The sequence below is a fragment of the Nitrospira sp. genome (genome assembly GCA_030653545.1).
Lineage (GTDB): Bacteria > Nitrospirota > Nitrospiria > Nitrospirales > Nitrospiraceae > Nitrospira_D.
In genome coordinates, this window is record JAURZE010000007.1 from 16,674 (window position 1) to 42,330 (window position 25,657).

Sequence of the window (25,657 nt, forward strand, 5' to 3'; positions counted from 1 at the left end):
GGGCGCCGACTCCGCGAGTTGGGGCCTAACTCCCCAGCCTCCACTTTTGCTCTGCTGCACAATGCACCAATAGAAGAGCCGGACAACCGGCAACTGCCACGTATCGAAGGGACCGGGGCAGGCATACCGGATGCACTTCCTCTCCATGAGGAGACTTGGAGGAGATTTGCGACGATGCCGATTCCCCTGCTGGATATTACTGCACTCACCTTCGAGGCGGATCATCATCCCATCCTGGATCGGCTCGACTTGTCGATCCAGCGGGGTGAGATTCATGCCCTGCTCGGCGCCAATGGATCGGGGAAAACCACACTGGCCTATGTGTTGATGGGATGCGAAGGCTATGTGGCGAGCGGAGGCCATATCCTATTCGACGGGATAGACCTGTTACCGCTCAAGATGTATGAACGGGCCAGATTAGGGCTCACGCTCGCCTGGCAGGAACCGGCGCGATTCGAAGGGGTCACGGTGCGCGAATATCTCAGCCTGGGAAATCCGGACTTCGATCCGGCACCGGCCCTCAGGCAAGTCGGTCTTGACCCGGACCGCTACCTGCATCGCCGGGTGGATAAATCCCTCAGCGGAGGAGAACGCCACCGGATCGAACTCGCCTCGGTGTTATCGATGAACCCGAAGCTGGCAATCCTCGATGAGCCGTCGGCCGGGATCGATATGCTCTCGATTACACACATTATCGGCATCATTCGCGCGGTGAAAGCCGGCGGCGGATCCGTCATCTTGATCACCCATCAGGAGGAGGTCGCCCTCATCGCCGATCGCGCGTCACAACTTTGCGCCGGACGCATCATCTTCTCCGGCAGTCCCCGAGAAGCCGTCGATCATTTCCGTGGGCGGGCCTGCGTTCGTTGCGACGGGGAGGTGTGTACCGATGTCCGACCTTGATGACCTCAGACGCACCCTGCCGATGGTCGGAGCTGAACCCTCGATTCTCGATGATACGAGCATTGCGCATGTCGTGGCGCATGGGCACCACATCCTGAGTCGGCGGACGGTGCCCGGAGTCCGCGTCGAGCTAGAAGAAACGCCGGATGCCATTATCGGGAAACTGATCGTCGAAGCGGGTGCGCAGATCGCCCAGCCCATCCACATGTGTTTCGGACTCGCGCATCCGACCGGAATCCAACAGATCACAATCGACGTCCAGATCTGCGAAGGGGCGCAGGCGCGCGTGCTGTCCCATTGCCTCTTTCCTCTTGCGCAAGCGGCGGAACATCGCATGCAAGCCATGATGGAGATCGGACCGGGTGCATCGCTGACCTATACCGAAGGCCACTACCACGGCCCCCATGGAGGCATGCGGGTCTTGCCCCATGCGACAATCAAGATCGGCAAAGGCGCGCGGTATTTTTCGGACTTCTCGCTGCTCTCCGGCTCGGTAGGCACGCTCGACATCGACTATCTCGTGGAAGTGGAAGCCGACGGCCTGGCCGAACTCAGCGCGAAGATCTTCGCGCATAAGACCGATCACATCACGCTCAAAGAAGCGGTGATGCTCCGCGGGGAGCGCTCACGCAGTCTCATCAAGACCCGCGTGGTGCTGGAAGATCAGGCGCAAGCCGACATCGTCGGCATTACTGAAGCCTATGCCAAAGGCGCGCGCGGCCACGTCGATTGCATGGAGATCGTGCAGGGCCAGGCCCATGCCAGCGCCATCCCGATCGTGCGGGTCTTTCATCCCGAGGCCAAAGTCACCCACGAAGCCGCCATCGGCAGCGTGGACAAGAAAGAACTCGAAACGCTGATGGCCCGGGGACTGAGTCCCGAGCAAGCCGTCGAAATGATCGTGAGCGGGATTCTGCGGTAAGTGGGATTAGCGCCTGAGACAGACCACAGTTGTAAGGAGACCCTCCGATGATCACATCCATCGCCTTCACCGTCTATCCGGTCTCGAACATGGAACGAGCGCGAGCCTTCTATGAGCATGTGCTCGGATTGCATATGAGCTACAACTACCAGGACGTATGGGTGGAATACGATCTGAGCGGATCGACCTTCGCCATCACGACCACGGAGATGGGCCATACCCCTGGGGCCAAGGGCGCAGTCGTGGCATTTGAGGTATCGGATCTCGACGCCTTCCTGCTGAAGATGAAGGAGCGGGCCGTGTCGTTCGTCGTGGAAGCGTTCGCCACGCCGGTCTGCCGCATGGCGGTGATCGAGGATCCGGACGGCAATCACATCACGATCCACAAGCGGCATGGGTGAGCAGACAGCTTGGACCGGGCTGCGGCTGGTCCCCCCAGCCAGCTGTCGCGCTTTGCAGCAGCCCCGAAGCGACGGTTGAGGAACTTTGCCCGAACAGCAGAATCTCAGCCACGTCCTCATTATGCGGGCTGCGGCCTAAACCAATGCCCCAGCAGCGTTCTTCTCCGAATAGCCCCCCACCTCGTGACGGCATGTGGATTGCTCAGTTGAAAGTATCCGCAACGTACCTGACCATTCGGCAGTACCGATCTTCATCCGTCGGTCGGCAGGTGCAGTTTCACACCGCGCTCATACACATCACAAAGGAGGACTCCCATGTCAGTTGCCAAGATCATCGAGATCAGTTCTGAATCGCCGAAGAGCTTCGAGGATGCCATTCAAAGCGGGATCTCCCGGGCCGCCAAAACCATACACGGCATCAAGTCGGCCTGGGTGAAGGAGCAGCATGTCGTGGTGGATAACAGCAAGGTCACCTTGTATCGCGTGGATCTGAAGGTCACGTTTGTGTTGGACTAGCGAACACTTCCGATTGCTCCGCATGGCTTTTCGGTCGCGGCCTCACGCCGCGGCCGTTGCCGCAGTGAGGATCTTTCGTATGCCTCCTACCAGCCTTCGCAGCGGGAAGCTGTGGGTTTTGGCCGGCGCTCTGAATCTGTGCCTCATTCTATCGACGGTGCCCATCGCAGGGGCATCGAGCCAATCCGCAGAATCCCCCACTGAGGTCGTGCGGGCGACGCTCACGGAAGTGTTCCGCATTCTCGATGATCCCAAGCTGAAGGATCCGGCCAAGCTCCTGCCGCGCCGGCGTCTGCTGGAACAGGTCATCGGCGAACGCTTCGACTACGCGGAAATGTCCAAACGCGCCCTGGCCGCCAATTGGACTCCGTTGACCAACGACCAACGAGCCGAATTCGTCGAACTATTCAAAGCCTTCTTGTCCGACCGGTATGCGGGAAAAATCGAAGGCTATTCCGGAGAGCGGACGGAGTATCTCAGCGAACGACTCGAAGGGCAATATGCGGAAGTCCGCACCAAGCTTGTATCCAGCAAAACAGAAATCCCGATGGATTACCGCCTGATGAACAAAGCAGGCCGCTGGTACGCGTACGATATCATCGCGGACGGCGTCAGCCTGGTGAAAAACTACCGCAGCCAGTTCGACAAGATCATCCACTCCGATTCCTATGACGAACTGGTGAACCGGCTGCGCAACCGCACCGTGGTTGAGGAAAAGAAAGACACGCGGTGACACGCACACCCCCCTTCCTCGTGCGGCCCGCCATTTGACCTTCAGAGAAACACGGTTATCTGATTCTTGAGTGGAGGCCTCGGCGAGAGGAATAGTCAAGGATAGAGAGGCCGAGCGCAGGGATGGTGAGCAAGCCCGCCGAACGAGCGGGAAGCCTGAAATCCCTCCAAGGTCTCAAGAATGGATCCAAGCTCTCCAAACCCGCCTCCGCTCCGCTTTTTTGTTCCCGGACAATCTCCTTACAAGATGAGCGACCTCTTCATCTTCCCCGCCTGGGTGGGGTTATTTTCTGTATGTATGAGGGGTACTCGATGAGACGTATGGAGGGTAATAAAACAAGGGGCCTGCCCTTATGTGGTTTCGCGGGATGCCGCTCACCCGCCGGGATCAGATTCAGCAATCCTTCAGTCGCTTGAAGCTGATTGCTCCGCGTCTCAACTTCGTACAGACTCGAATCAACGGCCATACCTAGTGACACCGACGATTGATAACGCGTCCCTCGAACCCGAACCCGCTACTCTCACGACAACCGCGTCCTCCGCACGTTGGCTGCATAAGAGCAGGTCATACTCCAAAGAGGTTGCCACCCTCGCTAAGCCCATCCCCCCTCCCTCACTTCTATAGTAATCACTCTCCCCCGGGGATCAAAGGAGTCTCGAACCAGTCAACTGTAGCCCGATGCCTCACTGTTCAGGATTCGGAGGCTGTGGAATAACCCCTTGGCCGGTGAGGACGGCAAGAGCCTTCCGGGCATCGCTGATCCTGTCCACCGCGGACCGGCGCAACTCTTCGGCGGTTTTCAGCAGCCGGGCGACGCCCTGCGCTTGCGCTTTCATCGCCGTTGCCACCGCCACTCTCGGAACGACCTCCCATTCATCCATCGCCGGCAGAATGTACCCGTCGTGGAGTCCCTTGTCCGCCGCATACTGTGCGAGCTCATGCGCCGCCGCCATCGCCATCTCATCGGTGATGGTCCCGGCCCTCACATCGAGCGCGCCGCGGAAGACGGCAGGAAAGACGAGGGAGTTGTTGACCTGATTCGGGAAGTCCGACCGCCCCGTGGCGACAATGCGGGCACCCGCCGCTTTCGCCTCCCACGGCCAGATCTCAGGGACCGGATTCGCACAAGCAAACACGATGGCGTCCCGGGCCATCGTCCGCACCCACTCCGGCCTGATGATACCGCCGGCGGCAAAGGCCAGGCACACATCCGCACCGGCCAACGCCTCGGCAATTCCTCCTCGACGCTGATCCCTGTTCGATTCCACACACACCGCCCATTGCTCGCTATAGTCCGGATTCGCTTCATAGGCATGACGATGCAAGCCAAGTATTCCTCCCAGATCGCAAGCGACGATCTTCCCTGTATCCGCGCCACTGGCTTTCAGATACCGATAGGTCGGGATATTGGCCGCACCCATGCCGATCATCGCGATACGGACATGACCGATCTGTTTGCCGACGACCTTCAAGGCGTTGAGCAAGGCCGCGAGCACCACCGTTCCGGTGCCCTGCTGGTCGTCATGCCACACCGGAATCGTGCACAGCCGACGGGCTTCGCGCAGGACGCGAAAGCACTTCGGCATGGCGATATCTTCGAGATTAATCCCCCCGAACGACGGCTCCAGCAGCTTCACCGTGCGAACGATTTCATCCGGATCTTTGGTGCCGAGACAGATCGGCACCGCATCCACCCCGCCCAGATATTTAAACAGCAGCGCCTTACCTTCCATGACCGGCAAGCCGGCTTCCGGTCCGATGTCCCCCAGGCCGAGGACTCTCGTACCGTCTGAAATGACTGCGATCGAATTCGCTTTATTCGTGTGTACATACACCAAATCCGGCTGAGCCTGAATCGCACGGCAGGGAGCGGCGACGCCCGGCGTATACCAGATCGAGAAATCCTCCACTCCTCGAATGGGACACTTGGGCGCTGTTTGTATCTTGCCCTTGTAATACGCATGGAGCCGAAGCGCCTCTTCGGCCGGCTTCCGGGCTTTGGCGAGCAACTCTTCCGGCGTGGGCATCAGCTACCCCTTTCCTGCTCTTGCAAATGATTGCGCATCATCAACATGGCACACCTCTGCCCTGCGGGGGGACTCTTAATCCGTACTATCTTTGCGTCTTGTTTTCTATCCTGAAGCTGCTTGGACTGCCGGACCCGCCTGGAAAGGGAGCGGCAGCGCTCCCCGATTCCAGCAGGCATGTAGCTTAGCTGAGAGAGAACTCTCTCTGGCGAGTACCGATGTGTCCATGTTCCGACTCCGCGACGGGCTGCCGTCGATGGGCGAGAATCACCGGATCGATCCGCTCGCCGCAACTGACGCAACGCCAGTCGTACGAAGCGAGTTCGTGCACCGGCTCCGGAACCATGAGACCACCGCAGCGATGACAGCAATCGATGCCCACTGATTTGGCGACGGATTTTCTCGAAACCTTGACCATAATCGCCTCCCTCCTCTTGGTTGAAGTATCGCGTTGCACATATGAGCCACCATTCCAGGAAAGGATTCATGCCGGACTCGCACCCGATTCTTCAGGAGATTCTTGAAGAGGCTGCGAAGCCAGCCGCTCCACGATTACAATGTTGATTGCCTTGTTGATTACCTTACTGGCGCGATTTGCCACGCCCCCTCTCCTGCAATGGCGATTTCTGCAACAAACTCAACCAGCCCCTTATGACCTTCCCAGAGTAGAATCCCTGGATTCATGAGAAGATCGTACGTCTTGACTCATTGATCCCTTGGTCTCTACCTTGCAGTTCTCATACTCACAGTCACGCACAGATAGCTCACAGGAGAAAGATTCCCATGAATGTTCAATCAGCCTCAATCTTAGCCGCACTGTGCCTCGGGCTAGGGCTCTGGGCATCACAACCCGCTGTCGCCGTCGCCAAGACCCAGATCACGGCGAGCACGATTCAGGAGGTGGATTCACAAACAATCAAAGAATTGCTGGCTACGTTTGAACAAGCGGAGCAAGCGATGCACTCCCAGGACCTTGATGGGGTGATGGCGTTGTATTCGGATGATTATTACTATCATGGCCTCAAAAAGGCCGACATCAGGAAAGTCTGGGCGCAACTCTTCGAGCATTACAAAGAGCTGGAAAGTTTTCATACGTTTTCCGTCATCCGGACCGTGGGGACCGGCAGCAAGCTCACCGCCGAAATGACCTGCACCGGGGTGGTCTGGGGCACGGCGAAGAACACCAAACTGAGAAGTCCGGTCGATAGCTGGTACGAGGAAGTGCACTTTCTGAAGAAGGAAAACGGCCGCTGGAAGATTACCGGCAACGCCGGCGGAGAATCCCAACCGGTCCTTCCCTTTGGAACAGCACCGCATCCGCTCTTCTGAGCGTCGCTTCTTTAACTTGGATTGGGATTGTGGAGGCAGCACCCAGCGCGCCGACGAACGGGCGATTCGCCAGGAAATGCACAGCGACCCGCTTCTGTGAGGAGCTCTCCAATCCGTTCACTCACTGCGGAAGTGAATTCAAGTGACCCGGCACCTCCAACCCTCTCTGATCACCCTGCGCCTCCCAATCTTCGGACTCTCTTCGGAGCCGTGCCTCCTACGGGCACCGCGATGGAAGCGCACCCCTTCGAACCCACTCCACACCTGACCCGGACCAGAACTCCGAACCCACCATCCAGCACAGAAGCGGGAACCCTCGTTTATCCTGGTCTCACCTCCCCTCTTACTTCTGTGATAACGCCGAGACATGCGAGATCAATGGCGAACAACTCCCCACCGGCACAATCGGCACTGCCCTATAACGCAACAGTCACCGGGTCTTCCTCGCGGTGACTGCGCTCAACGCATGATCGAACCCGTTGAATCTCCACTGATCACATTATTTCTTCCGTGCCCTCTTTTCTTTGGCATCGTCGATGCTATTCACTTCTTTAGCAGTACACCGATTGATTGAGGTGCACCATGGCAATAGCTCAAGATCCCAACGCCACTCTTTTGGAGTTGGTCCAACAGATTCCGGGTTGCGATGTAGAAGAGTTAACGGCGCGTTGCCCTCAGGCCACATGGAATCAGGTGCTTCTAGCTTTGGACAATCTCAGCCATGCAAGACAGGTCACGCTTCGGCAACAGGGTCAGGGTCGATACACGGTAGGGCTGGGCTCTCGGTTTTACCCCTTCGAAAGGAGGCGATGATGTTTCGCCATCCCCATTACTTGGACATTCCCTGGGATATCCACTGGCACACGGGTGCACAGACACGCCATCGACACCTCTGGTGGCTGATCGGCGTGCTGGTGCTGATGGCGCTGCTCCTGATCGGGGTGCGGGCCGTCGGCGGAGACTTCTAGAATACGTCCCGTTGGTTGAATGACGTAACAGCAAGGGAGGCGTCATGTTATTTCGCGATCGTCGCCATGCCGGGATTCTATTAGCCAATCATCTGCAGGCCTATCGGGGCGATCATCACGCGGTCGTGCTCGCCTTACCGCGCGGAGGGGTCGTGGTGGGGCATGAGTTGAGCATGGCGCTCCATCTGCCGTTGGACGTCTTCATCACCCGCAAGATCGCGGCGCCCGAATCGCCGGAATATGCGGTGGGGGCCGTGAGCGAAACCGGTGCCGTCTATCTCAACCAGGAAGCCGTGCGGGCCATGCAGCTGTCTCAAGACGATCTCGACGGGCTGATCGCCGCGCAGCGCCGTGAAATTGAGCGGCGCCGAGTCCTTTATCGCGAGGGGCGCGGTTTACCGCACCTCCATCATCGGACGGTGATTCTGGTCGACGACGGAGTCGCAACGGGGGCGACGCTGTTCGCCACGCTGGATGCGCTCTCCGCGCTGAATCCCCTGCGCGTGGTCGTGGCGATGCCGGTCGCGCCGCCCGCGACAGCCGAACGCATTCGCGCTCTCGTCGACGAGTGCGTGATTCTGTCGACCCCGGAACCGTTTGCGGCCGTCGGATGTTTTTTCGAGGAGTTTGACCAAGTGACCGACGACGAAGTGATCCGCACCCTGCACCAGGCCAACGAGGCCTTCCAGGGTAAACCTAATGCCAGACGGACACGTTCCGCCATGCCTTCAACCAAGGGAGTATGATCGATGACCACCAGTCCCACTGCCGGAGGCCATGAAGCCCGCCGAGACCGTTTTGTCGAAGAGAACCGACACGACTCGTACAAATTGCCGGGCAAGCTGGCAGAGCCGACGGTGTGCCCCAAATGCAGCGCAGTCTTTCATAAAGGACGATGGAGCTGGGTTGCCCCGCCGGTCGGCGCACAAGAAACAGTCTGTCCCGCCTGCCACCGGTTACAGGACAAGCGCCCGAAGGGCGTGCTTATGCTGAAAGGCAGCTTTGCCTCCCAACAATCGGAACAGGTGATGGGCGTGATCAAGAATGTCGAAACGAAAGAAAACAAAGAACACCCGCTCGCCCGCATCATGAGCATCGAGAACACGCCGGACGGCCTGGTGATCTCGACTACAGATGCGCATTTGCCCAGACAGATCGGCGAGGCGCTGAAACATGCCTATCACGGCGAGCTGGAAATTCACTATGGCGAAGGGGAGGACTCCGTCCGGGTTAACTGGACGAAATCCTAACCGCCCGCCACAAGTCCGGGAATGCAATAGAGGGAGCTGCCATGAAGGTTGTTGCAGGTGTCGATTGGTCCGATGAAGCGTTTTCCGCCGTTGAGCAACTCGGCCTCTTATACAAACCGGAGGAAGTGCTGTTGGTCCACGGAGTGGACCTGGGAATGTTTCAATCTCCCCTGTTGGCCGGAGCGGCCAATCTTCAGGGGTATGACGATTTTCGTCGAGCAATGATCGATGCCGGGCACCAGGCCGTCGAACGCGGGCGAACGGTGTTGCCCGCCGACATTCCCTCCGTGCAGACCAAGTCCGAGCTGCACCACGCCGCAGCCTTCATACTCGACAACGCCAGCGCGGCGAAGGCCGACCTCATCGTCCTCGGCACGCACGACCACTCGCGCCTCGCGGAGTTGCTCGTCGGCAGTGTGTCGCATCATGTCCTGCTCCACTCACGCATCCCGACGCTCATCGTCAAAGGTAAGGCCAAACCCGTCACGCGCGTGCTCGTGGCCATCGAAGGCCGCGAGGATGCCGCCCGAGTGCAAGCCTGGCTCACGGCACATCCCTTCAGAAATCCCGTAGCCCTGACCATTCTCTCAATCGTGCCATCACTCACCATGGTCCAGCCGGAGATCATGGCGGGGTACCAAACCTGGTCTGAGGAGCACAAGCGCCAGGCCGAACAGATCGTGGCCGAGACGGCTCAGGCCTTGGCTGGTCCGCGCTATACGGTCACTACCGATGTCCGAATGGGCGATCCGGTTTCTGCCGTCTGCGCCGCGGCCACGGGACATGACTTACTCATTGTCGGATCGCACGGCCGCACAGGCGTGGATCGTTTTCTTCTCGGCAGCGTATCGCATGGCATCGTTCACAAAGCTGGATGCTCCGTACTCGTGGTACGGTAACGCCGTTTCTACAAAGGAGTTCACACCGCTATGAGAACATTTTCCGTGATCTGCGCTCTCAGTATCGTCATCCTCGGATCTTCCTGGGTAGCCGGGCAAACCCCGCGCGGCAACCCCCAAGCGGGCCAAGGGATATACGAACAACAGTGCCTGCGCTGCCATGGCCCTAAACTTGACGGCAACGGGCCCGACGGCCAATATCTCATCGTGAGGCCTGCCAACTTGCAGTCACAGATCTCGCGAGCGAAAACCGATTGGGAGCTGCTCATCACCATTTCCAACGGCGTGCTCTTCAGCCCGATGCACGGGTTTCGAGGCAGGTTAACGGATCAGCAGATGCTGGACGTCTTGTCCTATATCCGGAGCATGGCTCCTTTTGACATGGTCAGTTAGCCGGCGGTGAACCATCGGGACACACGCTGGTCCGGACTCATTCGCAGGGCGGCGATCGGTTGCGCACTCTTCCTGATAAGCTTCTGCGGAGTCAGCGCCCAGTCAGGAGAACCCGCGCCCGACCTTGAAGTTTTTGTCCGATCCGGCTGCCCTCACTGCGAAGTCGCACAATCGTTCCTCGCCGACATCCGACAAACACGTCCGGGGCTGCGAATAGTCGTCTACGATATCGCGGAAGACAGCCTTGCCCGCCGCCGGCTTTCACACTTGGGAACCGAACAAGGCCTGGGCAGCCTCGGCGTACCCGCCTTCCTCATCGGCTCGGAACTGATCATTGGCTTTCAATCGGCCGACACAACCGGGAAGGAGATTCTTGCACGACTCGATCACCCCCCCGCACACACGGTCGCGCCAACAGCCGGCGAAAGTATTCAGTCCCGTTGGCTCGGAGAATTACGGGTCACGGACCTGGGCTTACCGCTCTTTACGATCACGATCGGCCTGCTGGATGGATTCAATCCCTGCGCCATGTGGGTCCTGCTGTTTTTGCTGTCACTCCTCGTCAATCTTCAAGACCGGCGGAAGATGGCTCTCATCGCCGGAACCTTTGTCCTCGTCAGCGGCCTGGTCTATTTTGCCTTCATGGCCGCCTGGCTGAACATCTTCCTCCTGATCGGCCTGTCGAGAGCCGTTCAGATCGGTCTCGGCTGCATCGCGTTCCTGATCGGATCCGTCAATGTAAAGGACTTCTTTGCATTGCACCGCGGCCTTTCGTTGAGCATTCCCGAGTCCGCCAAGCCCGGCCTCTATGCGCGCACCAGGCAGATCCTTCAAGCCGAGCATCTCGCCAGCGCGCTGGCGGGAGTCGTCGTCCTGGCAGGATTCGTGAACGTCGTCGAGCTGCTATGCACCGCCGGGTTTCCCGCTCTCTATACCCAGATTCTGACCATGCAGCAGATGCCCGCATGGAAATATTACGCATACCTCGGCCTGTATAATTTGGCTTATGTCTTCGACGACAGCCTCATGGTCATCATCGCAGTCATTACGCTGAGCCGCACGAAGCTACAGGAACGGGCCGGCCGTTGGCTCAAGCTGACCAGCGGCCTGGTGATGGTCGGACTGGGCGCAATCTTGCTTCTTCAACCCAAGTGGCTTCCGTGAGGTGCCTATGCATCCCGAACCCGGTACCTTGCCGCCAGGAAGACAGGAACTCTCCATGACGGATGCGGCGAACGTTCCCGGCCAGACGGGGTTTCACATCGACCGTGGAACCTGTTTCGTACTGTTTGCTTACGATATTGCCCGCTCCGTCGACCTGACCCGAGCCGAACGCCGCATTACGGCCATCACGGAACGGAGCCGCCTGAAACACAAACGGCGGGCTCCGGCCTATTTCGACTATACGCCGGCGCCGCTCCGGATAACGGCCGATGTCGATCCGATCGCCATCGGCCAATACCGCACCGGCCCGGTCGTGGATATGCTGCTGTACGACTTCGGGGGCGTGTGTGTGTCCTACAGTCTTCCACTCCAAGGCCCCTTCAGTTCTCTTGAACTGCTGAGCCAGGATCTCTATGAGAATGCGGCGCTGCTGAGCGATTCCCGCCGCCGGATCGAAGAACTCCTGACCGGACTCGGAGACGCCGCAGAGCGGCCTCATATTGCCGACTTCGTGGAAGACTATGTGATCCTGCACATTGAACAGGCCACCCCGGCTCTCGCTCCGGACACGCTATTGACGGGGTTTGCGCAGCCTCTCGCGCGGCTCCTCCGGTCGGAGACGCTGGAACTCGCAGACCAGCAGGTCCACGACTCCCTCAACCAACGCATCTCGTTCGGCTCCGATGATGTCGCCATCATCGATTGGAACGCGACACTCATCTATGGCCGGGACATGGAGGACGTCGTGGCCGTGATAGAATTCGCCAATGTAGAGCTGCTCGAAATGCGGTTTCTGGATCAGCAGCTCGATCTGGCCTTGGATCAAGCCTATCAAGCCTCATCCCTGCGGCGCTGGGACCGTCCATGGTTTCCGGGAGCGCCGCGCGCAAACGTCCGCCGCATCGCGCAACTTCAGGTGGACGGAGCGATTTTATTCGAGCAGGTCACCAACACCCTCAAACTGTTCGGCGACCAGTATCTGGCCCGCGTGCACCGGCTGCTCTCGCAGCGTTTTCACCTGGAATCCTGGGACGCCAGCATCACCCGCAAACTCCATACGCTCGACAGCATCTACGGAAAGATGACCGAGAGCGCCGCGTCCTGGCGGATGGAGGTGTTGGAGTGGATCATCATCGTCCTGATCACCATTTCGATCGTCGTCTCGTTTCTGCCGGGATTGGCCGGCCACTGAGGAGTCCCATCGGTCGATATGAAACCTTCGACGGAATTCTCCAGGGCACACTCCCTGAAGCCGTTTTTCCATCCCTGCACAGTCGCCGTCGTCGGCGCATCGCGGGAACCGGCTGGTATCGGACATCGCATCCTGCTCGCGCTCCTGGGCAGTCAATTTCCCGGCACGATCTTCCCGGTCAATCCGCACGCCACCGAGGTGGCAGGGCTCAAAACGTTCCCTTCGCTGACCGCGGTACCAAGCCCCGTCGATCTCGCCATCATTGCTGTTCCACCGCAACTCGTCCTCTCAGTGATCGATGAATGTGCCGCCGCACACATTCCGGCCGTCGTCCTCATCACAGCGGGCTTTGCAGAAACCGGCGGGGCCGGACGTTCACTTGAGCTGCAACTACAGGAAAAGATCCTCCGGCACGGGATACGATTGATCGGGCCGAATTGCTTCGGGTTAATGAACCTGGATCCCGCCGTGCGGTTGAATGCCACCTATACACCCGCGATCCCTTCTGCCGGACGAGTGGCCATCGCATCCGAAAGCGGCGGACTGGGACTGGCGGTCGTGACCGCAGCCCGGCGATTGAATCTCGGCCTCTCCAGCTTCGTCAGTGTCGGCAACCACATCGATGTGTCGGTCATCGACCTGCTCGAATACTGGGAACAGGATGAATCCACCCAGGTGATCCTGCTCTATCTCGAAACCATCGTGGATCCTCACCGGTTCAGACGAATTGCCGATCGAGTAGGCCGGCTAAAACCGATCATCGCGTTAAAGGCAGGCAAGACATCGGCAGGCCAATCCGCAGCCGGATCGCACACCGCGGCGCTCGCCACAAACGACACAGCCGTCGACGCGCTCTTCATTCAATGCGGCGTGATCCGCGCGAACACGCTGGACGACTTTCTGGCCTTGGCGACCGGCCTCTCCGCCCAGCCGGTGCCTCAAGGGCGGCGTATCGGCATCCTGACGAATTCCGGCGGTCCCGGCGTGCTCTGCGCGGACAGTTGCGCAACGGAAGGGCTCACGGTTCCTGAATTGTCCAACCTGACGCAATCCGTCTTCGCCTCCTTTCTCCCCCCCACAGCAGCCCTCAGAAATCCTGTCGATGTGATCGGATTTGCCACAGAAGCGCAGCATGCACAGGCCGTCGAGGCGATGCTCAAGGCGGATGAGATCGACGCCCTCATCATCGTCCACGTCTCGGTCAGGGCCGAAGACAATCCCCCCGTGGCAGCCGGGATCATCCGGGGCATCCGCGAAGCCCACAGGACGAGCGGGACACAGAAGCCGATCTATATCTGCTGGATGGCGGAAGGAGATCTGGACCGGAACTTCACCGTGAACGGAGAAACCATTCCCACGTATCCGCATCCGGAGATTCCTGCTCGTATCATCAACCAGGCGATCACGTACGAGGCCTGGAGACGGCAGCCAATTGGACCGGTGCCACGCTACCCCGATGCCGGCCTGGACAGCGCTAAAACGATTTGCGCAACAGCCTTATCCGACCGCGGGCCGGGATGGCTCACCACGCAAGAAACCCGCGCCCTCCTCGCAGCGATGCACCTCCCGCTGGCGCAAGGCGCCGTCGCCACGACTGCGGAAGAGGCCGTCACGGTCGCGCGTGAGATCGGTTATCCCGTAGCAGTGAAGCTCGCGTCCCAAACGATCCTGCACAAGACCGAGATCGGCGGCGTACGTTTGAACCTCGCCGATGAACAGGCCGTGCGTGACGCGTTCGAGGCGATCAGGACCAAGCTCGCGCAGGAAGGAAAACCGGATGCGATGGAAGGTGTACTGGTGCAGCCGATGCTGTCGGGCGACATAGAAGTGATGGCCGGCATGACGCGCGATCCGCTCTTCGGCCCCCTGCTGGCCTTCGGCCTCGGAGGGATTCATGTCGAGATTCTCGGCGACGTACAGTTCCGCATCGCTCCGCTGACCGATCGCGATGCAACTCAGATGGTGCGCGAGATTAAAGGCTATCGATTACTGCAAGGCTACCGGGGGCAGCCTGCAGCGGATGTGAAGGCGGTCGAAGAGGTGCTGTTGCGTCTCTCTCACCTCGTCGAAGAAATTCCCGGGATCAGTCAACTAGACCTGAATCCGATCTTCGCCCTGCCAGAAGGACAAGGTTGCCGGATTGTGGATGCACGGATTCGCGTTAAAAAGAATCCCGGGGAGGCTTAGGGAAGCTCTGTCATGAGCGTTCAGGTGAGCGGTGTAGCAATCACCCTCACCGCCGTGAGCACAACAGGGTTCTACCCCGCCAAATCGAGTATTGCGACCTCACGAGCCAAAGTAAGAAGGCCGATCCTTATTCCCACCTACATTCAACGGCCACTCCGAACATCGTGTTACGCCGCGCGGCGTTTGGTGGCCCGACTGCCCGAACGAGAGCTTGAACCACGGCTCCGGCCACCGGGTGCTGCGGCGTACAACTTCAACCCCAGCGCTTTCACCACCTTAAGAATCGTGTCGAAGTCAGGGCTTCGCTCACCAGAAAGCACCTTATACAGGCTTTCGCGGGACAGACCGGCATCTCGCGCAACTTGCGCCATACCTTTCGCGCGAGCAATATCTCCCAGCGCCTTGGCGATGAAGGCAGCATCGCCCTCAGCCTCTTCCAGACAGGCCTCCAAATACGCCGCCATTTCCTCGGGCGTCCGCAGATGCTCGGCAACAGCGTAACGAGTGGTCGTTGTTTTACTCATACTGCGCTCCTACAAATGTTGTGCAAGACGCAAGGCCATCTTGATATCGGTGGCCTGTGTGCGTTTATCGCCACCAGCCAGCAACACCACCACTTCACGTCCGTGCTTTACGAAATACACACGATAACCAGGACCATAATCAATTCGGGTTTCAGAAACGCTCTCACCGACCGGCCGGACATCCCCCCGCATTGCCCGACGCCAGCCGCTCGATCCTGATTTGAATACGCGCCCTCGCACGGAAATCACGCAGCCCATCTAACCAGCGTGCAAACGTCTACGTTTTGCGAGTTTCCAACATGACGAGCTGTAGCCATACGGCTACAGCTTGTCAATATGGCTTCATAGCTTGAGAAACCTATAGGAGGGGAGCAAACAAGGAGAGTATCCAGGCCATCGCGCATCACCGCAGCGTCTTCAGCCAGGCTTGAATGTCGGCCATCTGCTGTTCGGTGATCGCGCCTTTCAAGGGCGGCATCACGTGCCGCCCTTCATAGACGACCTTCCAAAATGCATGCTCATTGGATAACACGGGATTGCCCGCTAACCGAGGACCGAGTCCACCCGTGGCACCGGAGTTATGGCAGACAATACAACTGGCATTGTAGAGTCCTTCGCCTCTGCCACTATCCCCCGCAGGACGCTTTAACGCATTCCCGCTCGAACTATTCTGGTCAACGCCTTGCGGCCCCCCGTCGGTCGCCCGACCCGCAATCCCGTTGCTCCCGGCTTCGATAACGACCATAGCAAGGACGGCGCAAATCACCCATCTATTCATGAGCATGACTCCATTTCGTGATCCGGCGTCACTTTGGTCCCGCAGAGCCTTCCTTTCTGAGGACCGCCAGATACGCCAGGGTATCGGCAAGTTCCTTAACCGTCATCGTCGTGTCAGGAAACATGCCTGTCCCGGGATGGCCTTCGCGAACGGCTCGTGCGCGCTGCTTGTCGCGCTTCAGACGGAGCGCTTTTGAATTGCGGAGATCGGCAGGCGGAGGGTTCAGCCGGGCAATCAACGCTGCCGTGTCGGCAGCGAGTTCCGGTCGTTTGTCGATGTGCCCATCGACACCGTGACAGTAATAACAGACGCCTTTCCCATTGAACACCGCTCGCCCTGCCTCGGCATTGCCTTGCTCGGTCGCCGAAATAGCAGGCGCTTGCCGACCAGCCTGAACAAGGCTGCCGTCACAAAGTACGAATCCCATCAAGGCGAGGCCGACGTAGGAGATTCTCTTCATAATAATCCTTCTGCGTTCCTGTGCCTGGATGACCTCGCATGTACGGCGGAGGTGTTCGGCAACCGCTAGTATTTCTCCACTCCCTTTCGTCCTCCCGCATGGCAACGGAGGCAATCGGCAAAACGCCCAGGCCCATGAATGCCCTTGGCTTTCGACCGAAGGTTTCGAACCAGCTCATTATCCAGTGTCCGGGGACTGAGACTCTGGTCTCGCTCCGCCCGGTGACAGTCCCAACAGGTCTTCGCGCCGGTTGCTCGAAAGATCAGATCACTGTGGGGATTGACGGTCTGATCAACCTCAGCGGGACCTGCGGCTTGCACAACCCCTTCGCCGCCACCGATCCGCGCCGCCATGATAAGGAGCGCTACAGTGAATCCAAACCCTCGTCTCAGCATGCCAACCCTCTGGAGTCTCTCTCCCGGCCGCGCACCATTCTCTCAGGCAATCTTCTCCATCGCACGAAATGCCACCTCACGCTCCTCGGGACTGATCAGGTGATCCATTTCAGGATAGAGCACCTCCTCTTCCGACATATTGTGCCGATCCAGCAAATCCAGCAGAATCTCTTCCTCTCGGTCGGTCTCCGGATTCTGCGCCTGGATCTTGCGCGCGAGCGATTCCAGACACTCCCAGATTTCCCGGTGCTCGTTGCGCATGACAATCGTAGGGCCTCCGCCTGTCATGCCCGACTTCTTCTCCCACAGAGGAAACATGACCTCTTCCTCCCATGCCACATGCCGCTGCAGGCCCGCCTTGAACTCGAGAAACGCGCTCTTGGCCTTGAGGAAATCCGTCCGCTTCAATGTCTGGAAAGACTTAAAGAGCGCATCCAGACGTTCATGGTCTTCGTCAAACATGGTGCTGATGGTGCGTTCGGGCATAAGCGCTCCTTCCTTATGAGCTTCGCAGTTTGTATTCCAGATGGCAGGCCACGCAGGCCTTCAAGACGTTGTTGAATTGCGGCAGAATCTGTTTCAGATCTTTCGTCGGCATCATACGGGCAAGTTCCTCCGCGGCGGCATGATGGGCCATAGCCAGGTCGTGATAGGCCGGAGGGAAGTTCTCCGGCTGCTGATGCGCCATCGCCTGCCGATGCATAAAGAAACCCAGGTGCGATTCCGTTAAGCCTTTCGCCAACTCATAGTCCTCATCAACCAGCGCGTTCACAATCACTTGCAGGGTTTCTAAATGCTGCAACATCACAGCACGATGCTCCATCCCGGCTGCCGGCGACAGCGGAATGGGCTGTCGGACATCGGACGTCAGAATAGGATGCGACCGTTGTTCCCCATGGCGATGTTCGACCTTCGCGCAACCAGCGAAGAACAACACGCAGAGAATCCCAAGACTTGCCCCTCCAAGAAGCACCTGCTTCACGTTGTATCTTGATCGCGAAGAACTCTGAGACATTCCGAACCCCTCTCAATACAATCTCGCTGTTATTGCCAGCCAGCCAGAGCGTCCCCCACCTGCCAAACTATCGACCGACCTATATCGAGACGATAGGAGCAATGGGCATGCCTCCGACTTCTCCATCAGAAGCATTTGATTGCTATACAGAGACAACAACTTGGCGAGCTCTTGTGGAACGTGGCCGGTGAGAATGGGGTCAATTGCTCCAGCAGCTCAATCAGTACTGGCGCACAATGCGACAATAGATATTTTGAGCCCTGTTACTTCTTACTATTGCGCGGCTCTCTCTACTGTGCGGGTCCTGCCGGCAAGGTCCTGCGCGCGCTCCGGCTCAACGAGCTTGAGCAACCGGTCGATACCAACAGGTTCATCGGCCTGCATCGGCACGAGGGCGACGCGGCTGGCGTGGCGGGTGCGCACCGCTTCAATCTGGGCCAGCTCGAACGAAGCCCGCTGCTTCAACAGCGGTGACGATGTTGGCGCTGCTGACAGGCTGTTGTTGATGAGCCACGCCCAGGGCTCGATGCCAGCGCGACGCAGCTCGTCCTGTAACCCTGCGGCCTCCAGCACCGGGGTGGTTTCCGCCAAAGTTACAATCATCACCTTCGTCCGTTCAGGGTCCTGTAGCCGCATCATCGGCGTGGTGTGGTGCAGCAGCGGGTCAATATGGCGGGTCGCTTCGCGGTGAAAGGGGCCGGTAGCATCGAGCAGCAGCAGGGTATGCCCGGTCGGCGCCGTGTCCATCACGATAAATTTCTTGCCGGCCTCGCGGATAATGCGGGAGAACGCCTGGAACACCGCGATTTCTTCCGTGCAGGGCGAACGCAAGTCTTCTTCCAGCATGGCACGGCCCTGGGCATCGAGGTCCTTGCCTTTGGTGGCGAGGACATGTTCCCGATAGCGAGCGATCTCGGCGTGCGGGTCGATTCGGCTGACATCCAGGTTGTCCAAGGTACCCGACAGCGTGCCGGTCAGGTGGGCGGCAGGATCGGACGTGGTCAAATGTACGGGAAGCCCGCGTTTGGCCAGTGCCACCGCCACCGCAGCGGCAAGCGTGGTTTTACCGACACCGCCCTTGCCCATCATCATGACAAGGCCGTGGCCGGTCTTGGCGATCTCGTCAACCAGCCCCGACAGCCGTGGAAGGTCCTTGAAGTTGGCGACTGTACTAGGGGCCACAGGGATCGCGTCGTCTCGATCAGAGAAGAGACTACTCAGCGCCTCCACCCCAACAAGGTTAGCGGCCTTGAGCGGCAGAAAATCGATGGGCAGATCTCGCAGCACCACAGGCATCGCGACGAGCGCCTCTTGCTCATGCCGATAGATGGCGGCGGCCAAGGCGTCCTGTCGCGCTTCGCGTTCCGGCAGGACCCCGTTGATGACGAGATACTGCCTGGACAGGCCGATGGCGGCGAGTTCCTGGTGCGTGCGCGCGACCTCGTCCAGCGTGGTTTTCTGCGCACGCGACACCAGGATCAAACGAGTATGGTCGGGATCAGATAACGCCTTGACCGCGGCCGCGTACTGCTGGCGTTGCTTGTCCAGCCCCGACAGTGGGCCGAGACAGGAGGCGCCCCCCGGGTTCGCTCCGATGAAACCGCTCCACGCGCCCGGGAGTTGCAGCAGGCGGATGGTATGGCCGGTCGGTGCCGTGTCGAAGATAATGTGATCGTAGGCGGCAATCAATGCCGCATCGGTCAGCAACGCGGTGAATTCGTCAAAGGCTGCAATTTCGGTGGTACAGGCCCCGGAAAGTTGCTCCTCGATGCTCTTCACCACGGAGTCCGGCAGCTGTCCACGTACCGGGCCGACGATTCGTTCGCGGTACTGCTGCGCCGCCAATTGCGGGTCGATTTCCAAAGCGGAAAGCCCCGCGACATTGGCCATGGGGGTGATCCTGTTGCCGATGGTCTGGCTAAACACCTGACCGACGTTGGACGCCGGATCGGTGCTGACCAGGAGGACCTGCTTGCCCTGTCGAGCCAGACGGATCGCGGTGGCGCAGGAGAGCGATGTTTTCCCTACGCCACCCTTGCCGGTAAAAAACAGGAAGGCGGGTGCGTGATCTAGAAACAACATGATGCGCTCCTTTGACAGGATGAACTCAGCAGCATGAGTCGCCACTGCAGCAGCTGCCTTCTGCCTGACTCACCGTTGGGACAGCGACTAAACGGGCCCAACGGGTCAACTCAGCCCGGCTGGGATACCGCCCGGCCAGGGCCACTTCGCCGTCCACGAGAATCAGCGGGAGCGACGCCTCCCCCGAGCGCTCTAAAAAGCTTTTGACTCGAGGATTGTTCGCGAACTGCAACGGTTGTTGCCCCAGGTTAACCCGTTCGATCTTGACGCCTTGCTGCTTCGCCCACTCAACATCGGCGGCAAAGTTTACCAACGCCTGATCCACATCGACTCCGCACACACCCGTACTGCAGCACATCGCCCCGTCATACACCTCAATCTTCGTCATGTCGAACCTCCAGAAAATGGAAGGATAAGTGGCCCCTACTGCCTGCTACGACAGCTTTCCAATGCGGTCGAGTTCAACCGTGAGCTGCTCACGATCTTGCGTGAGCCGGCCGATCGGCAATTTCAGGAAGGCTTCGATACGGATCCGTAAGGTGCGATAAGCCTGCTCGAACTTGGCATCAATTTCGGCCTCGCTCCCGGTCGCTTTTGCCGGATCTTCTACACCCCAATGGGCACGCAACACCGGACCAAGATAGGCCGGACAGGTTTCCCCGGCTGCGTTGCCGCACACCGTGATGACGAGATCCGGGATGGCCGGAAGGTCCGTCCACGACTTACTGTGCAAGCCCTCGGTCGAAATGCCCTCGCGCCGCAAAAGCGCCAGGGATCGAGGATGGACCGCGCCCGTCGGATGGCTCCCCGCACTCATGGCGCGCCATTCAGGGCCTGCCAGGGCGTTGAACGTGGCCTCAGCTAACACAGAGCGGCAGGAGTTGCCGGTACAGAGGAACAGGACGAATCGTTTCATACAGAACCCTCCGCGGGGAACCAGTCACGGGTTCGATTGCACACGGCGCAGACGGATAGCATGACCGGGACTTCCACCAACACGCCCACCACTGTGACCAACGCCGCTCCTGACTCGGGTCCGAACAGCGCGATAGCCGTGGCCACTGCGAGCTCAAAGAAGTTGCTCGCCCCGATGAGCGCCCCCGGTGCGGCCACAGAGTAGGGCACCTTCAGCAATTTCATGAGTCCGTACGCCAACGACGAATTGAAATAGACCTGGAACAGAATCGGGATGGCGATCAAGAACACATGAAATGTCTTGCCCAGAATATTCTCGGCTTGAAAGGCAAAGATCAAGATGAGCGTGGCGAGGAGTGCTCCAATGGTCACGGGGGCAAATCGTGGCAGGAGAACGTCCTCAAACCAGGTCTTCCCATGGTTGCGAATGAGCCAGTGCCGGAGCAGCACCCCAAGAGTTAAGGGAATCACGATAAAGACAATGACTGAATACAACAGAACCTCGAAGGGGACTTGTAGCGAGGACGCGCCGCTGACCAGAAACCCGACAAGCGGAGCAAACAGCACCAACATAATAAGATCGTTCACGCTGACCTGCACCAGGGTATAGGCCGGATCGCCGTCCGTGAGATAGCTCCAGACAAACACCATCGCCGTACAAGGTGCTGCCGCCAAGATAATCGCGCCTGCGATGTATTGGTCCGCATCGGCTGCTGTGATCCAGCTTGAGAACACGAACCGGAAAAAGACCCAGGCAAAGAACGCCATGGAAAAAGGCTTTACAATCCAATTCACGAACAGGGTCACCAGCAAGCCCCGCGGCCGCTTCCCGACATTACGCACAGCAGCGAAATCAACCTTCATCATCATCGGGGTGATCATGAGCCAAATCAGGACCGCGATAGGGAAATTAACGTGACTCCCTTGGCCAAACTCAAGGCTTCTAAGGACTTGTATTGTCGTTGGAGCCCATTGGCCCAGGAGAATTCCTGCGACCATACAGAGTCCGACCCACAGGGTGAGGTACCGTTCAAAGAGGTTCAGCCGTTTCTCACTTGGCTTCGCGTGAATAACTGGTGCAATCGCGATATCCATCACGCAATAAATCCTCTCTTAGTTTTTGTGAGTCTGAGTGGGTTTGCGGGCACGCACAAACGCGCTCATGAACTTCCCGTCTATCTGCGGCCCAAGCTTTTCCACATTGAGTCCTGCGCCGACCAAGAAGTCTTTGGCATCCTCGGCGCGATAGACGCGCGTGGGGACGATCTCAATCTCGTCAAACCCCGCCTTCACAAGTTTGTCCCGGTAGGCGGACTCTTCTAAGGCCCCCGCCACACAGCCCATCCACAGTTCAACGCTGTGGCGGATCTCAGCCGGGACATCGCCGCGCACGACCACATCGGAAACGGCAAGCCGGCCGCCCGGCTTCAGAACCCGGAAGGCCTCGGCCAACACGCGATCTTTGTCGGACGAGAGATTGATGACACAGTTGGAGATGATCACATCGACGACATGATCTCCCAATGGAATGTCCTCGATCTCGCCCTTGAGAAACTCCACATTCCGGACTCCTGCTTTCTCCTGGTTCTCCCGCGCCAAGGCGAGCATCTCGTCCGTCATATCGAGGCCAAACACTTTACCGGCCGGTCCAACCCGACGGGCCGACAGCAGGACATCGATGCCGCCACCGGAGCCAAGATCCAGGACCGTCTCGCCGGGATTGAGTTCCGCCAACGCCGTCGGATTCCCGCACCCGAGCGAAGCCAAGACGGCTTCCGCCGGGAGTGCCTCTGTTTCATTCTTCCCGTAGAGATTGGAGGTAATGAAATCGACTCGCTCCGGAACCGACCCACAGCAGGAACTGCCGCCTCGTTTTGCTTGCAGCGCTGCTTGCCCATATTCAGCCTTTACAAATTCCTTAATCTCTTGGCTGTTCATCGGGTACTCCCTCTATTCATCAACAAATGTTGATTCATCAGCGCCAAAACAACTAACAACACTTCGCTGAGTAGCCCCGTCGTGGGGATACGTCCCGTAACGACCGCACGATCTCTTCTAATTCCTTGAGGGCGTCTGTATTGAGAGAATAATGAATCCAGCGGCCCTCAGGACGATCCGTGATCAGACCTGCATCCTTGAGCACTTTCAGATGAAAGGACAGCCGCGACTGTCCGGTCTTGAGGGCCTCGGTGAGGTCGCATACACAGTACTCACCCTCTTTCAGGCGCTCCAGGATCTCCAGCCGTGTTTCGTCTGACAACGCATGGAAGAGACTCACGCCTTGATCTCGCCGCTTGATGGTCGTCATATTGTAATGATATACCAATATTTATTGATGAGTCAAGAACGGGAACATCGCGGGCATCACAGGGCAAATTCCTGCTATATCAGCGACCCTACCGTGAGCTCTCGTTCCCGGGTGTGAGTCCTGAGCAATAGTCGACGGCGGCTTCGATGGCCACCAGGCCAGCCTGTTTGGATTGCACGGCCTCTCGATCACGCCATGATCGGCTACTCTCCTCTCGATCTCCGAATCCAAGTTGATACTCGTGACCTTCCTCACTCTATCTACAATCTGACGGCCGACAGCTTCTGCTTCGGCCTCCACATTCTGATACAGATAGTACCCGTGGCTGTCCTGGTCGTCGTGAAGGTCGATCAAGAGATCGAAGGGCTGTTGGAGTATTGCGTGGACGAACGGATCTCCGCTGATGGCTGAAGGACAATGAATTCGCGATTCAGATCCTGGCCATTGCGATTCTCCCGAATACTCTATTCATACCCCCCGGGATTAAGACAAGGAATGAGCACGGACTGGCACCGGCCCAATCAAGGTTGATGTCGATGCTGTTCGAGCCATGTGCAGAGCACTTCAACTCCGGAGGGTTCATCTCCATGGGCACCGGCCGTGAGCAACGCGCGGCGGGAATGACAATGGCTAAGTACGATCGTGGCAAGACGGCAACCTGGTTGATGGGCCGATGTGTCTTCAAGAAAGAGCGTCGAATCAGGCGCCAAGGGGAGCGCCTTGGTCAGACACTCAAAGACACGGGAGTAGTCTCTCGATTTCTGTAGCACTTTCACTCTCAATCCGGCGATGGATCTCAGGTTGTGGCGGACTTTGCCTCTTCTTGTTTGAGAATACCTCCTACGGCTTCCCGCAATCGATCCAGGATTCCCGTGTTGTCGGTGCCACGGATATCCACGGGGACGAAGTGTTTCTCATTGAAGCCGGTCGCGCGAATGAGTTTCTTGAACAGCTTCTCCTGAGCCTTCGGAGCGCAGGCGCCGACGAGCAGGTAACTGTCCGGCCCGGCGGCCTTCATCGCCTCTTCCAGAACGGCATTCCCTCCCTAGCCGCATAACTGCGGACTCAGAACGGTGTACTTCACGTCTAGATCCGATTCGACCTCAAACGGAAGCTTATTCATATCGGAGCCTTTGAATGAATCGCAGAGCCCCTTGCAGTTACACAACAACACCTTGATTTCCATGGGTCACCCCCAAACGCACCCATCACACATTGACCGGTTTCCAACAAGCAGCACCACGCGCTCCTCGATATGAGCGCAAACGGCGCGCCCACTTATTTCCTCAGCGCCGCTTGGGCCTCCGCTGCCTGCTCGCAACCCATACACATAGCCGCCGCGGGGACCGCCTCCAGTCTGGACTGGGGAATGGCCGTTCCGCATTGTTCACATCGACCGTACTGTTCGGACCCCAGCTTGAAAAGCGCCCGGTCGATCGCCTCGATCTCGACCTTCGCTCGTCCGTCCAGACGATCGAGTAGCCGGACCATGGTCTCCTCCTGCCCCCGCTCCTCCACTTCGCTTTCGATATCGCTTTGGAGCCAGCGCAGATCCTCTTCCGTCTTGGCCACTTCCCGGAACAACTCACGCCGTTGGGTGATCAGCTTCTTCCGAATATCGTCCACCAGTAGCATCACTCTCCTCCTTCTTGACGATGGCCGCGTCAGCTACAGCATTTATCCATCTTCTCTTTCATGGCGTCTTTTCCTGCGGTGACAGCAGCTTCAACATCCTCGCGTTTTTCGGCCACGAAATGCTTCCCTCGTTCAATCATTTCATCGAGGGCGGCGCGAGCCTCTTTGGCCTTCTCGATCACCTCTTCCTCCGCCTTCCTCGCGTACCCTCTTAATTCACGCCTCGTCTCTTCCCCAGATTTGGGCGCGAGCAAAATCCCGGCGACCGCTCCCGCGATGGCGCCGCCAAGAAACGCAAGGGCAACAGCTTGCGATGAACATCGTGCCTCGTGGTTATCCATGGTTATTCCTCCGTGATGATTAAGTTCTTCATTAATTGAAAAGCCAGGTTCGTGCCAGACTCCTCTAGCCGGCGATTTACCGATTGCGCTGATTTGATAAGTGCTTCCGAGGAGGGTAATTGAGGGCGCTTACGTTGCTGAGGCATTCCAGGCCTTGCCGATAACGCACCCTGGTGCAAAAGGCGACAGAACCGGTCGATCAGGAGAGAGGATCGCCCGGCTCCGAAGTGAACTAACTCACGGCGTTAAGGGAGCCCAGGCGCGGACATAGCTCAGGACATCCATCATAACTAATAAGCCTGGTGGCAAGACACACAGAA

General features: G+C 58.5%; 33 protein-coding genes. 15 read left to right on the forward strand and 18 right to left on the reverse strand.

Annotation, left to right across the window (positions count from 1 at the left end):
- Window positions 1–174: 174 nt before the first annotated feature.
- The 5 genes from Q7U39_02275 to Q7U39_02295 all read left to right on the forward strand — a co-directional run bounded on the left by Q7U39_02275 (window position 175) and on the right by Q7U39_02295 (window position 3,475).
- Window positions 175–903 carry an ATP-binding cassette domain-containing protein gene (locus Q7U39_02275; GenBank protein ID MDO9116758.1) on the forward strand — a complete coding sequence of 243 codons (729 nt, stop codon included), beginning with the start codon at window positions 175–177 and terminating at the stop codon, window positions 901–903.
- Window positions 890–1,825 (forward strand): SufD family Fe-S cluster assembly protein, encoded by a 936-nt coding sequence (locus tag Q7U39_02280; GenBank protein MDO9116759.1) that lies wholly within the window; start codon window positions 890–892, stop codon window positions 1,823–1,825. The genes Q7U39_02275 and Q7U39_02280 overlap by 14 nt, the downstream gene beginning before the upstream one ends.
- 47 nt (window positions 1,826–1,872) lie before the next feature.
- Window positions 1,873–2,226 carry a VOC family protein gene (locus Q7U39_02285; GenBank protein MDO9116760.1) on the forward strand — a complete coding sequence of 118 codons (354 nt, stop codon included), beginning with the start codon at window positions 1,873–1,875 and terminating at the stop codon, window positions 2,224–2,226.
- Between the two features lie 315 nt (window positions 2,227–2,541).
- Window positions 2,542–2,742, forward strand: a complete 201-nt coding sequence (locus Q7U39_02290; protein ID MDO9116761.1) for a dodecin family protein — start codon at window positions 2,542–2,544, stop codon at window positions 2,740–2,742.
- Window positions 2,743–2,821: 79 nt separating this feature from the next.
- Window positions 2,822–3,475: an ABC transporter substrate-binding protein gene (locus Q7U39_02295; GenBank protein ID MDO9116762.1), complete on the forward strand. Its 654-nt coding sequence runs from the start codon at window positions 2,822–2,824 to the stop codon at window positions 3,473–3,475.
- A 683-nt stretch (window positions 3,476–4,158) separates the two neighbouring features.
- Here the strand turns inward: Q7U39_02295 and Q7U39_02300 are convergent.
- A complete protein-coding gene (locus tag Q7U39_02300; protein ID MDO9116763.1) occupies window positions 4,159–5,502 on the reverse strand; it encodes an NADP-dependent malic enzyme in 1,344 nt (447 codons plus the stop codon).
- Between the two features lie 184 nt (window positions 5,503–5,686).
- A complete protein-coding gene (locus Q7U39_02305; GenBank protein ID MDO9116764.1) occupies window positions 5,687–5,920 on the reverse strand; it encodes a hypothetical protein in 234 nt (77 codons plus the stop codon).
- A gap of 365 nt (window positions 5,921–6,285) precedes the next feature.
- Between Q7U39_02305 and Q7U39_02310 the strand changes: the two genes are divergently transcribed.
- The 9 genes from Q7U39_02310 (at window position 6,286) to Q7U39_02350 (ending at window position 14,884) form a co-directional block, all read left to right on the forward strand.
- A complete protein-coding gene (locus Q7U39_02310; GenBank protein ID MDO9116765.1) occupies window positions 6,286–6,831 on the forward strand; it encodes a nuclear transport factor 2 family protein in 546 nt (181 codons plus the stop codon).
- A gap of 809 nt (window positions 6,832–7,640) precedes the next feature.
- Window positions 7,641–7,799 (forward strand): hypothetical protein, encoded by a 159-nt coding sequence (locus tag Q7U39_02315; protein ID MDO9116766.1) that lies wholly within the window; start codon window positions 7,641–7,643, stop codon window positions 7,797–7,799.
- A 44-nt stretch (window positions 7,800–7,843) separates the two neighbouring features.
- A complete protein-coding gene (locus Q7U39_02320; GenBank protein MDO9116767.1) occupies window positions 7,844–8,545 on the forward strand; it encodes a phosphoribosyltransferase in 702 nt (233 codons plus the stop codon).
- Window positions 8,546–8,548: 3 nt separating this feature from the next.
- The gene (locus Q7U39_02325) at window positions 8,549–9,049 is read left to right on the forward strand and encodes a BCAM0308 family protein (GenBank protein MDO9116768.1); all 501 of its coding nucleotides are present in this window, start codon (window positions 8,549–8,551) and stop codon (window positions 9,047–9,049) included.
- 41 nt (window positions 9,050–9,090) lie between these two features.
- Complete coding sequence (locus tag Q7U39_02330; protein MDO9116769.1) at window positions 9,091–9,948, forward strand: universal stress protein; 858 nt, start codon at window positions 9,091–9,093, stop codon at window positions 9,946–9,948.
- 30 nt (window positions 9,949–9,978) lie between these two features.
- Window positions 9,979–10,341, forward strand: a complete 363-nt coding sequence (locus tag Q7U39_02335) for a cytochrome c (GenBank protein MDO9116770.1) — start codon at window positions 9,979–9,981, stop codon at window positions 10,339–10,341.
- A gap of 6 nt (window positions 10,342–10,347) precedes the next feature.
- Entirely contained in the window at window positions 10,348–11,505 is a 1,158-nt protein-coding gene (locus Q7U39_02340; GenBank protein ID MDO9116771.1) for a glutaredoxin domain-containing protein, read from the forward strand.
- A gap of 7 nt (window positions 11,506–11,512) precedes the next feature.
- Complete coding sequence (locus Q7U39_02345; protein MDO9116772.1) at window positions 11,513–12,697, forward strand: hypothetical protein; 1,185 nt, start codon at window positions 11,513–11,515, stop codon at window positions 12,695–12,697.
- A gap of 18 nt (window positions 12,698–12,715) precedes the next feature.
- Window positions 12,716–14,884, forward strand: coding sequence for an acetate--CoA ligase family protein (locus tag Q7U39_02350; GenBank protein ID MDO9116773.1), 2,169 nt, complete (start codon window positions 12,716–12,718; stop codon window positions 14,882–14,884).
- Between the two features lie 167 nt (window positions 14,885–15,051).
- On the opposite strand, the gene Q7U39_02355 is transcribed toward Q7U39_02350, so the two are convergent.
- The 13 genes from Q7U39_02355 to Q7U39_02415 form a co-directional block, all read right to left on the reverse strand.
- Window positions 15,052–15,408 (reverse strand): putative addiction module antidote protein, encoded by a 357-nt coding sequence (locus tag Q7U39_02355; GenBank protein ID MDO9116774.1) that lies wholly within the window; start codon window positions 15,406–15,408, stop codon window positions 15,052–15,054.
- Between the two features lie 9 nt (window positions 15,409–15,417).
- Window positions 15,418–15,657 (reverse strand): addiction module killer protein, encoded by a 240-nt coding sequence (locus tag Q7U39_02360; GenBank protein MDO9116775.1) that lies wholly within the window; start codon window positions 15,655–15,657, stop codon window positions 15,418–15,420.
- 154 nt (window positions 15,658–15,811) lie between these two features.
- On the reverse strand, window positions 15,812–16,186 hold the full coding sequence (locus Q7U39_02365) for a cytochrome c (protein MDO9116776.1): 375 nt from the start codon (window positions 16,184–16,186) through the stop codon (window positions 15,812–15,814).
- A 28-nt stretch (window positions 16,187–16,214) separates the two neighbouring features.
- Window positions 16,215–16,646 (reverse strand): c-type cytochrome, encoded by a 432-nt coding sequence (locus tag Q7U39_02370; protein MDO9116777.1) that lies wholly within the window; start codon window positions 16,644–16,646, stop codon window positions 16,215–16,217.
- Between the two features lie 65 nt (window positions 16,647–16,711).
- Window positions 16,712–17,041, reverse strand: a complete 330-nt coding sequence (locus Q7U39_02375) for a hypothetical protein (protein ID MDO9116778.1) — start codon at window positions 17,039–17,041, stop codon at window positions 16,712–16,714.
- Between the two features lie 42 nt (window positions 17,042–17,083).
- A complete protein-coding gene (locus tag Q7U39_02380; protein MDO9116779.1) occupies window positions 17,084–17,527 on the reverse strand; it encodes a hemerythrin domain-containing protein in 444 nt (147 codons plus the stop codon).
- A 13-nt stretch (window positions 17,528–17,540) separates the two neighbouring features.
- Window positions 17,541–18,023, reverse strand: a complete 483-nt coding sequence (locus tag Q7U39_02385) for a hypothetical protein (protein ID MDO9116780.1) — start codon at window positions 18,021–18,023, stop codon at window positions 17,541–17,543.
- Between the two features lie 306 nt (window positions 18,024–18,329).
- Complete coding sequence (gene arsA, locus Q7U39_02390) at window positions 18,330–20,138, reverse strand: arsenical pump-driving ATPase (protein MDO9116781.1); 1,809 nt, start codon at window positions 20,136–20,138, stop codon at window positions 18,330–18,332.
- A gap of 25 nt (window positions 20,139–20,163) precedes the next feature.
- The gene (gene arsD / locus Q7U39_02395) at window positions 20,164–20,526 is read right to left on the reverse strand and encodes an arsenite efflux transporter metallochaperone ArsD (GenBank protein MDO9116782.1); all 363 of its coding nucleotides are present in this window, start codon (window positions 20,524–20,526) and stop codon (window positions 20,164–20,166) included.
- A 45-nt stretch (window positions 20,527–20,571) separates the two neighbouring features.
- Complete coding sequence (locus Q7U39_02400; protein ID MDO9116783.1) at window positions 20,572–21,054, reverse strand: arsenate reductase ArsC; 483 nt, start codon at window positions 21,052–21,054, stop codon at window positions 20,572–20,574.
- Window positions 21,051–22,148 carry an ACR3 family arsenite efflux transporter gene (gene arsB, locus Q7U39_02405; GenBank protein MDO9116784.1) on the reverse strand — a complete coding sequence of 366 codons (1,098 nt, stop codon included), beginning with the start codon at window positions 22,146–22,148 and terminating at the stop codon, window positions 21,051–21,053. The genes Q7U39_02400 and arsB overlap by 4 nt, the downstream gene beginning before the upstream one ends.
- An 18-nt stretch (window positions 22,149–22,166) precedes the next feature.
- Window positions 22,167–22,991, reverse strand: coding sequence for an arsenite methyltransferase (locus tag Q7U39_02410; GenBank protein MDO9116785.1), 825 nt, complete (start codon window positions 22,989–22,991; stop codon window positions 22,167–22,169).
- A 52-nt stretch (window positions 22,992–23,043) separates the two neighbouring features.
- On the reverse strand, window positions 23,044–23,361 hold the full coding sequence (locus Q7U39_02415) for a metalloregulator ArsR/SmtB family transcription factor (protein ID MDO9116786.1): 318 nt from the start codon (window positions 23,359–23,361) through the stop codon (window positions 23,044–23,046).
- Window positions 23,362–23,556: 195 nt separating this feature from the next.
- Here Q7U39_02415 and Q7U39_02420 point away from each other — a divergent pair, with 195 nt between their 5' ends.
- Complete coding sequence (locus Q7U39_02420) at window positions 23,557–23,772, forward strand: hypothetical protein (protein ID MDO9116787.1); 216 nt, start codon at window positions 23,557–23,559, stop codon at window positions 23,770–23,772.
- Between the two features lie 385 nt (window positions 23,773–24,157).
- Here the strand turns inward: Q7U39_02420 and Q7U39_02425 are convergent, their stop codons facing one another.
- The 3 genes from Q7U39_02425 to Q7U39_02435 all read right to left on the reverse strand — a co-directional run bounded on the left by Q7U39_02425 (window position 24,158) and on the right by Q7U39_02435 (window position 25,337).
- Window positions 24,158–24,379 carry a hypothetical protein gene (locus Q7U39_02425; GenBank protein ID MDO9116788.1) on the reverse strand — a complete coding sequence of 74 codons (222 nt, stop codon included), beginning with the start codon at window positions 24,377–24,379 and terminating at the stop codon, window positions 24,158–24,160.
- A 260-nt stretch (window positions 24,380–24,639) separates the two neighbouring features.
- Entirely contained in the window at window positions 24,640–24,996 is a 357-nt protein-coding gene (locus Q7U39_02430) for a TraR/DksA C4-type zinc finger protein (GenBank protein MDO9116789.1), read from the reverse strand.
- A 29-nt stretch (window positions 24,997–25,025) separates the two neighbouring features.
- The gene (locus Q7U39_02435; GenBank protein ID MDO9116790.1) at window positions 25,026–25,337 is read right to left on the reverse strand and encodes a YtxH domain-containing protein; all 312 of its coding nucleotides are present in this window, start codon (window positions 25,335–25,337) and stop codon (window positions 25,026–25,028) included.
- Window positions 25,338–25,657 lie beyond the last annotated feature (320 nt).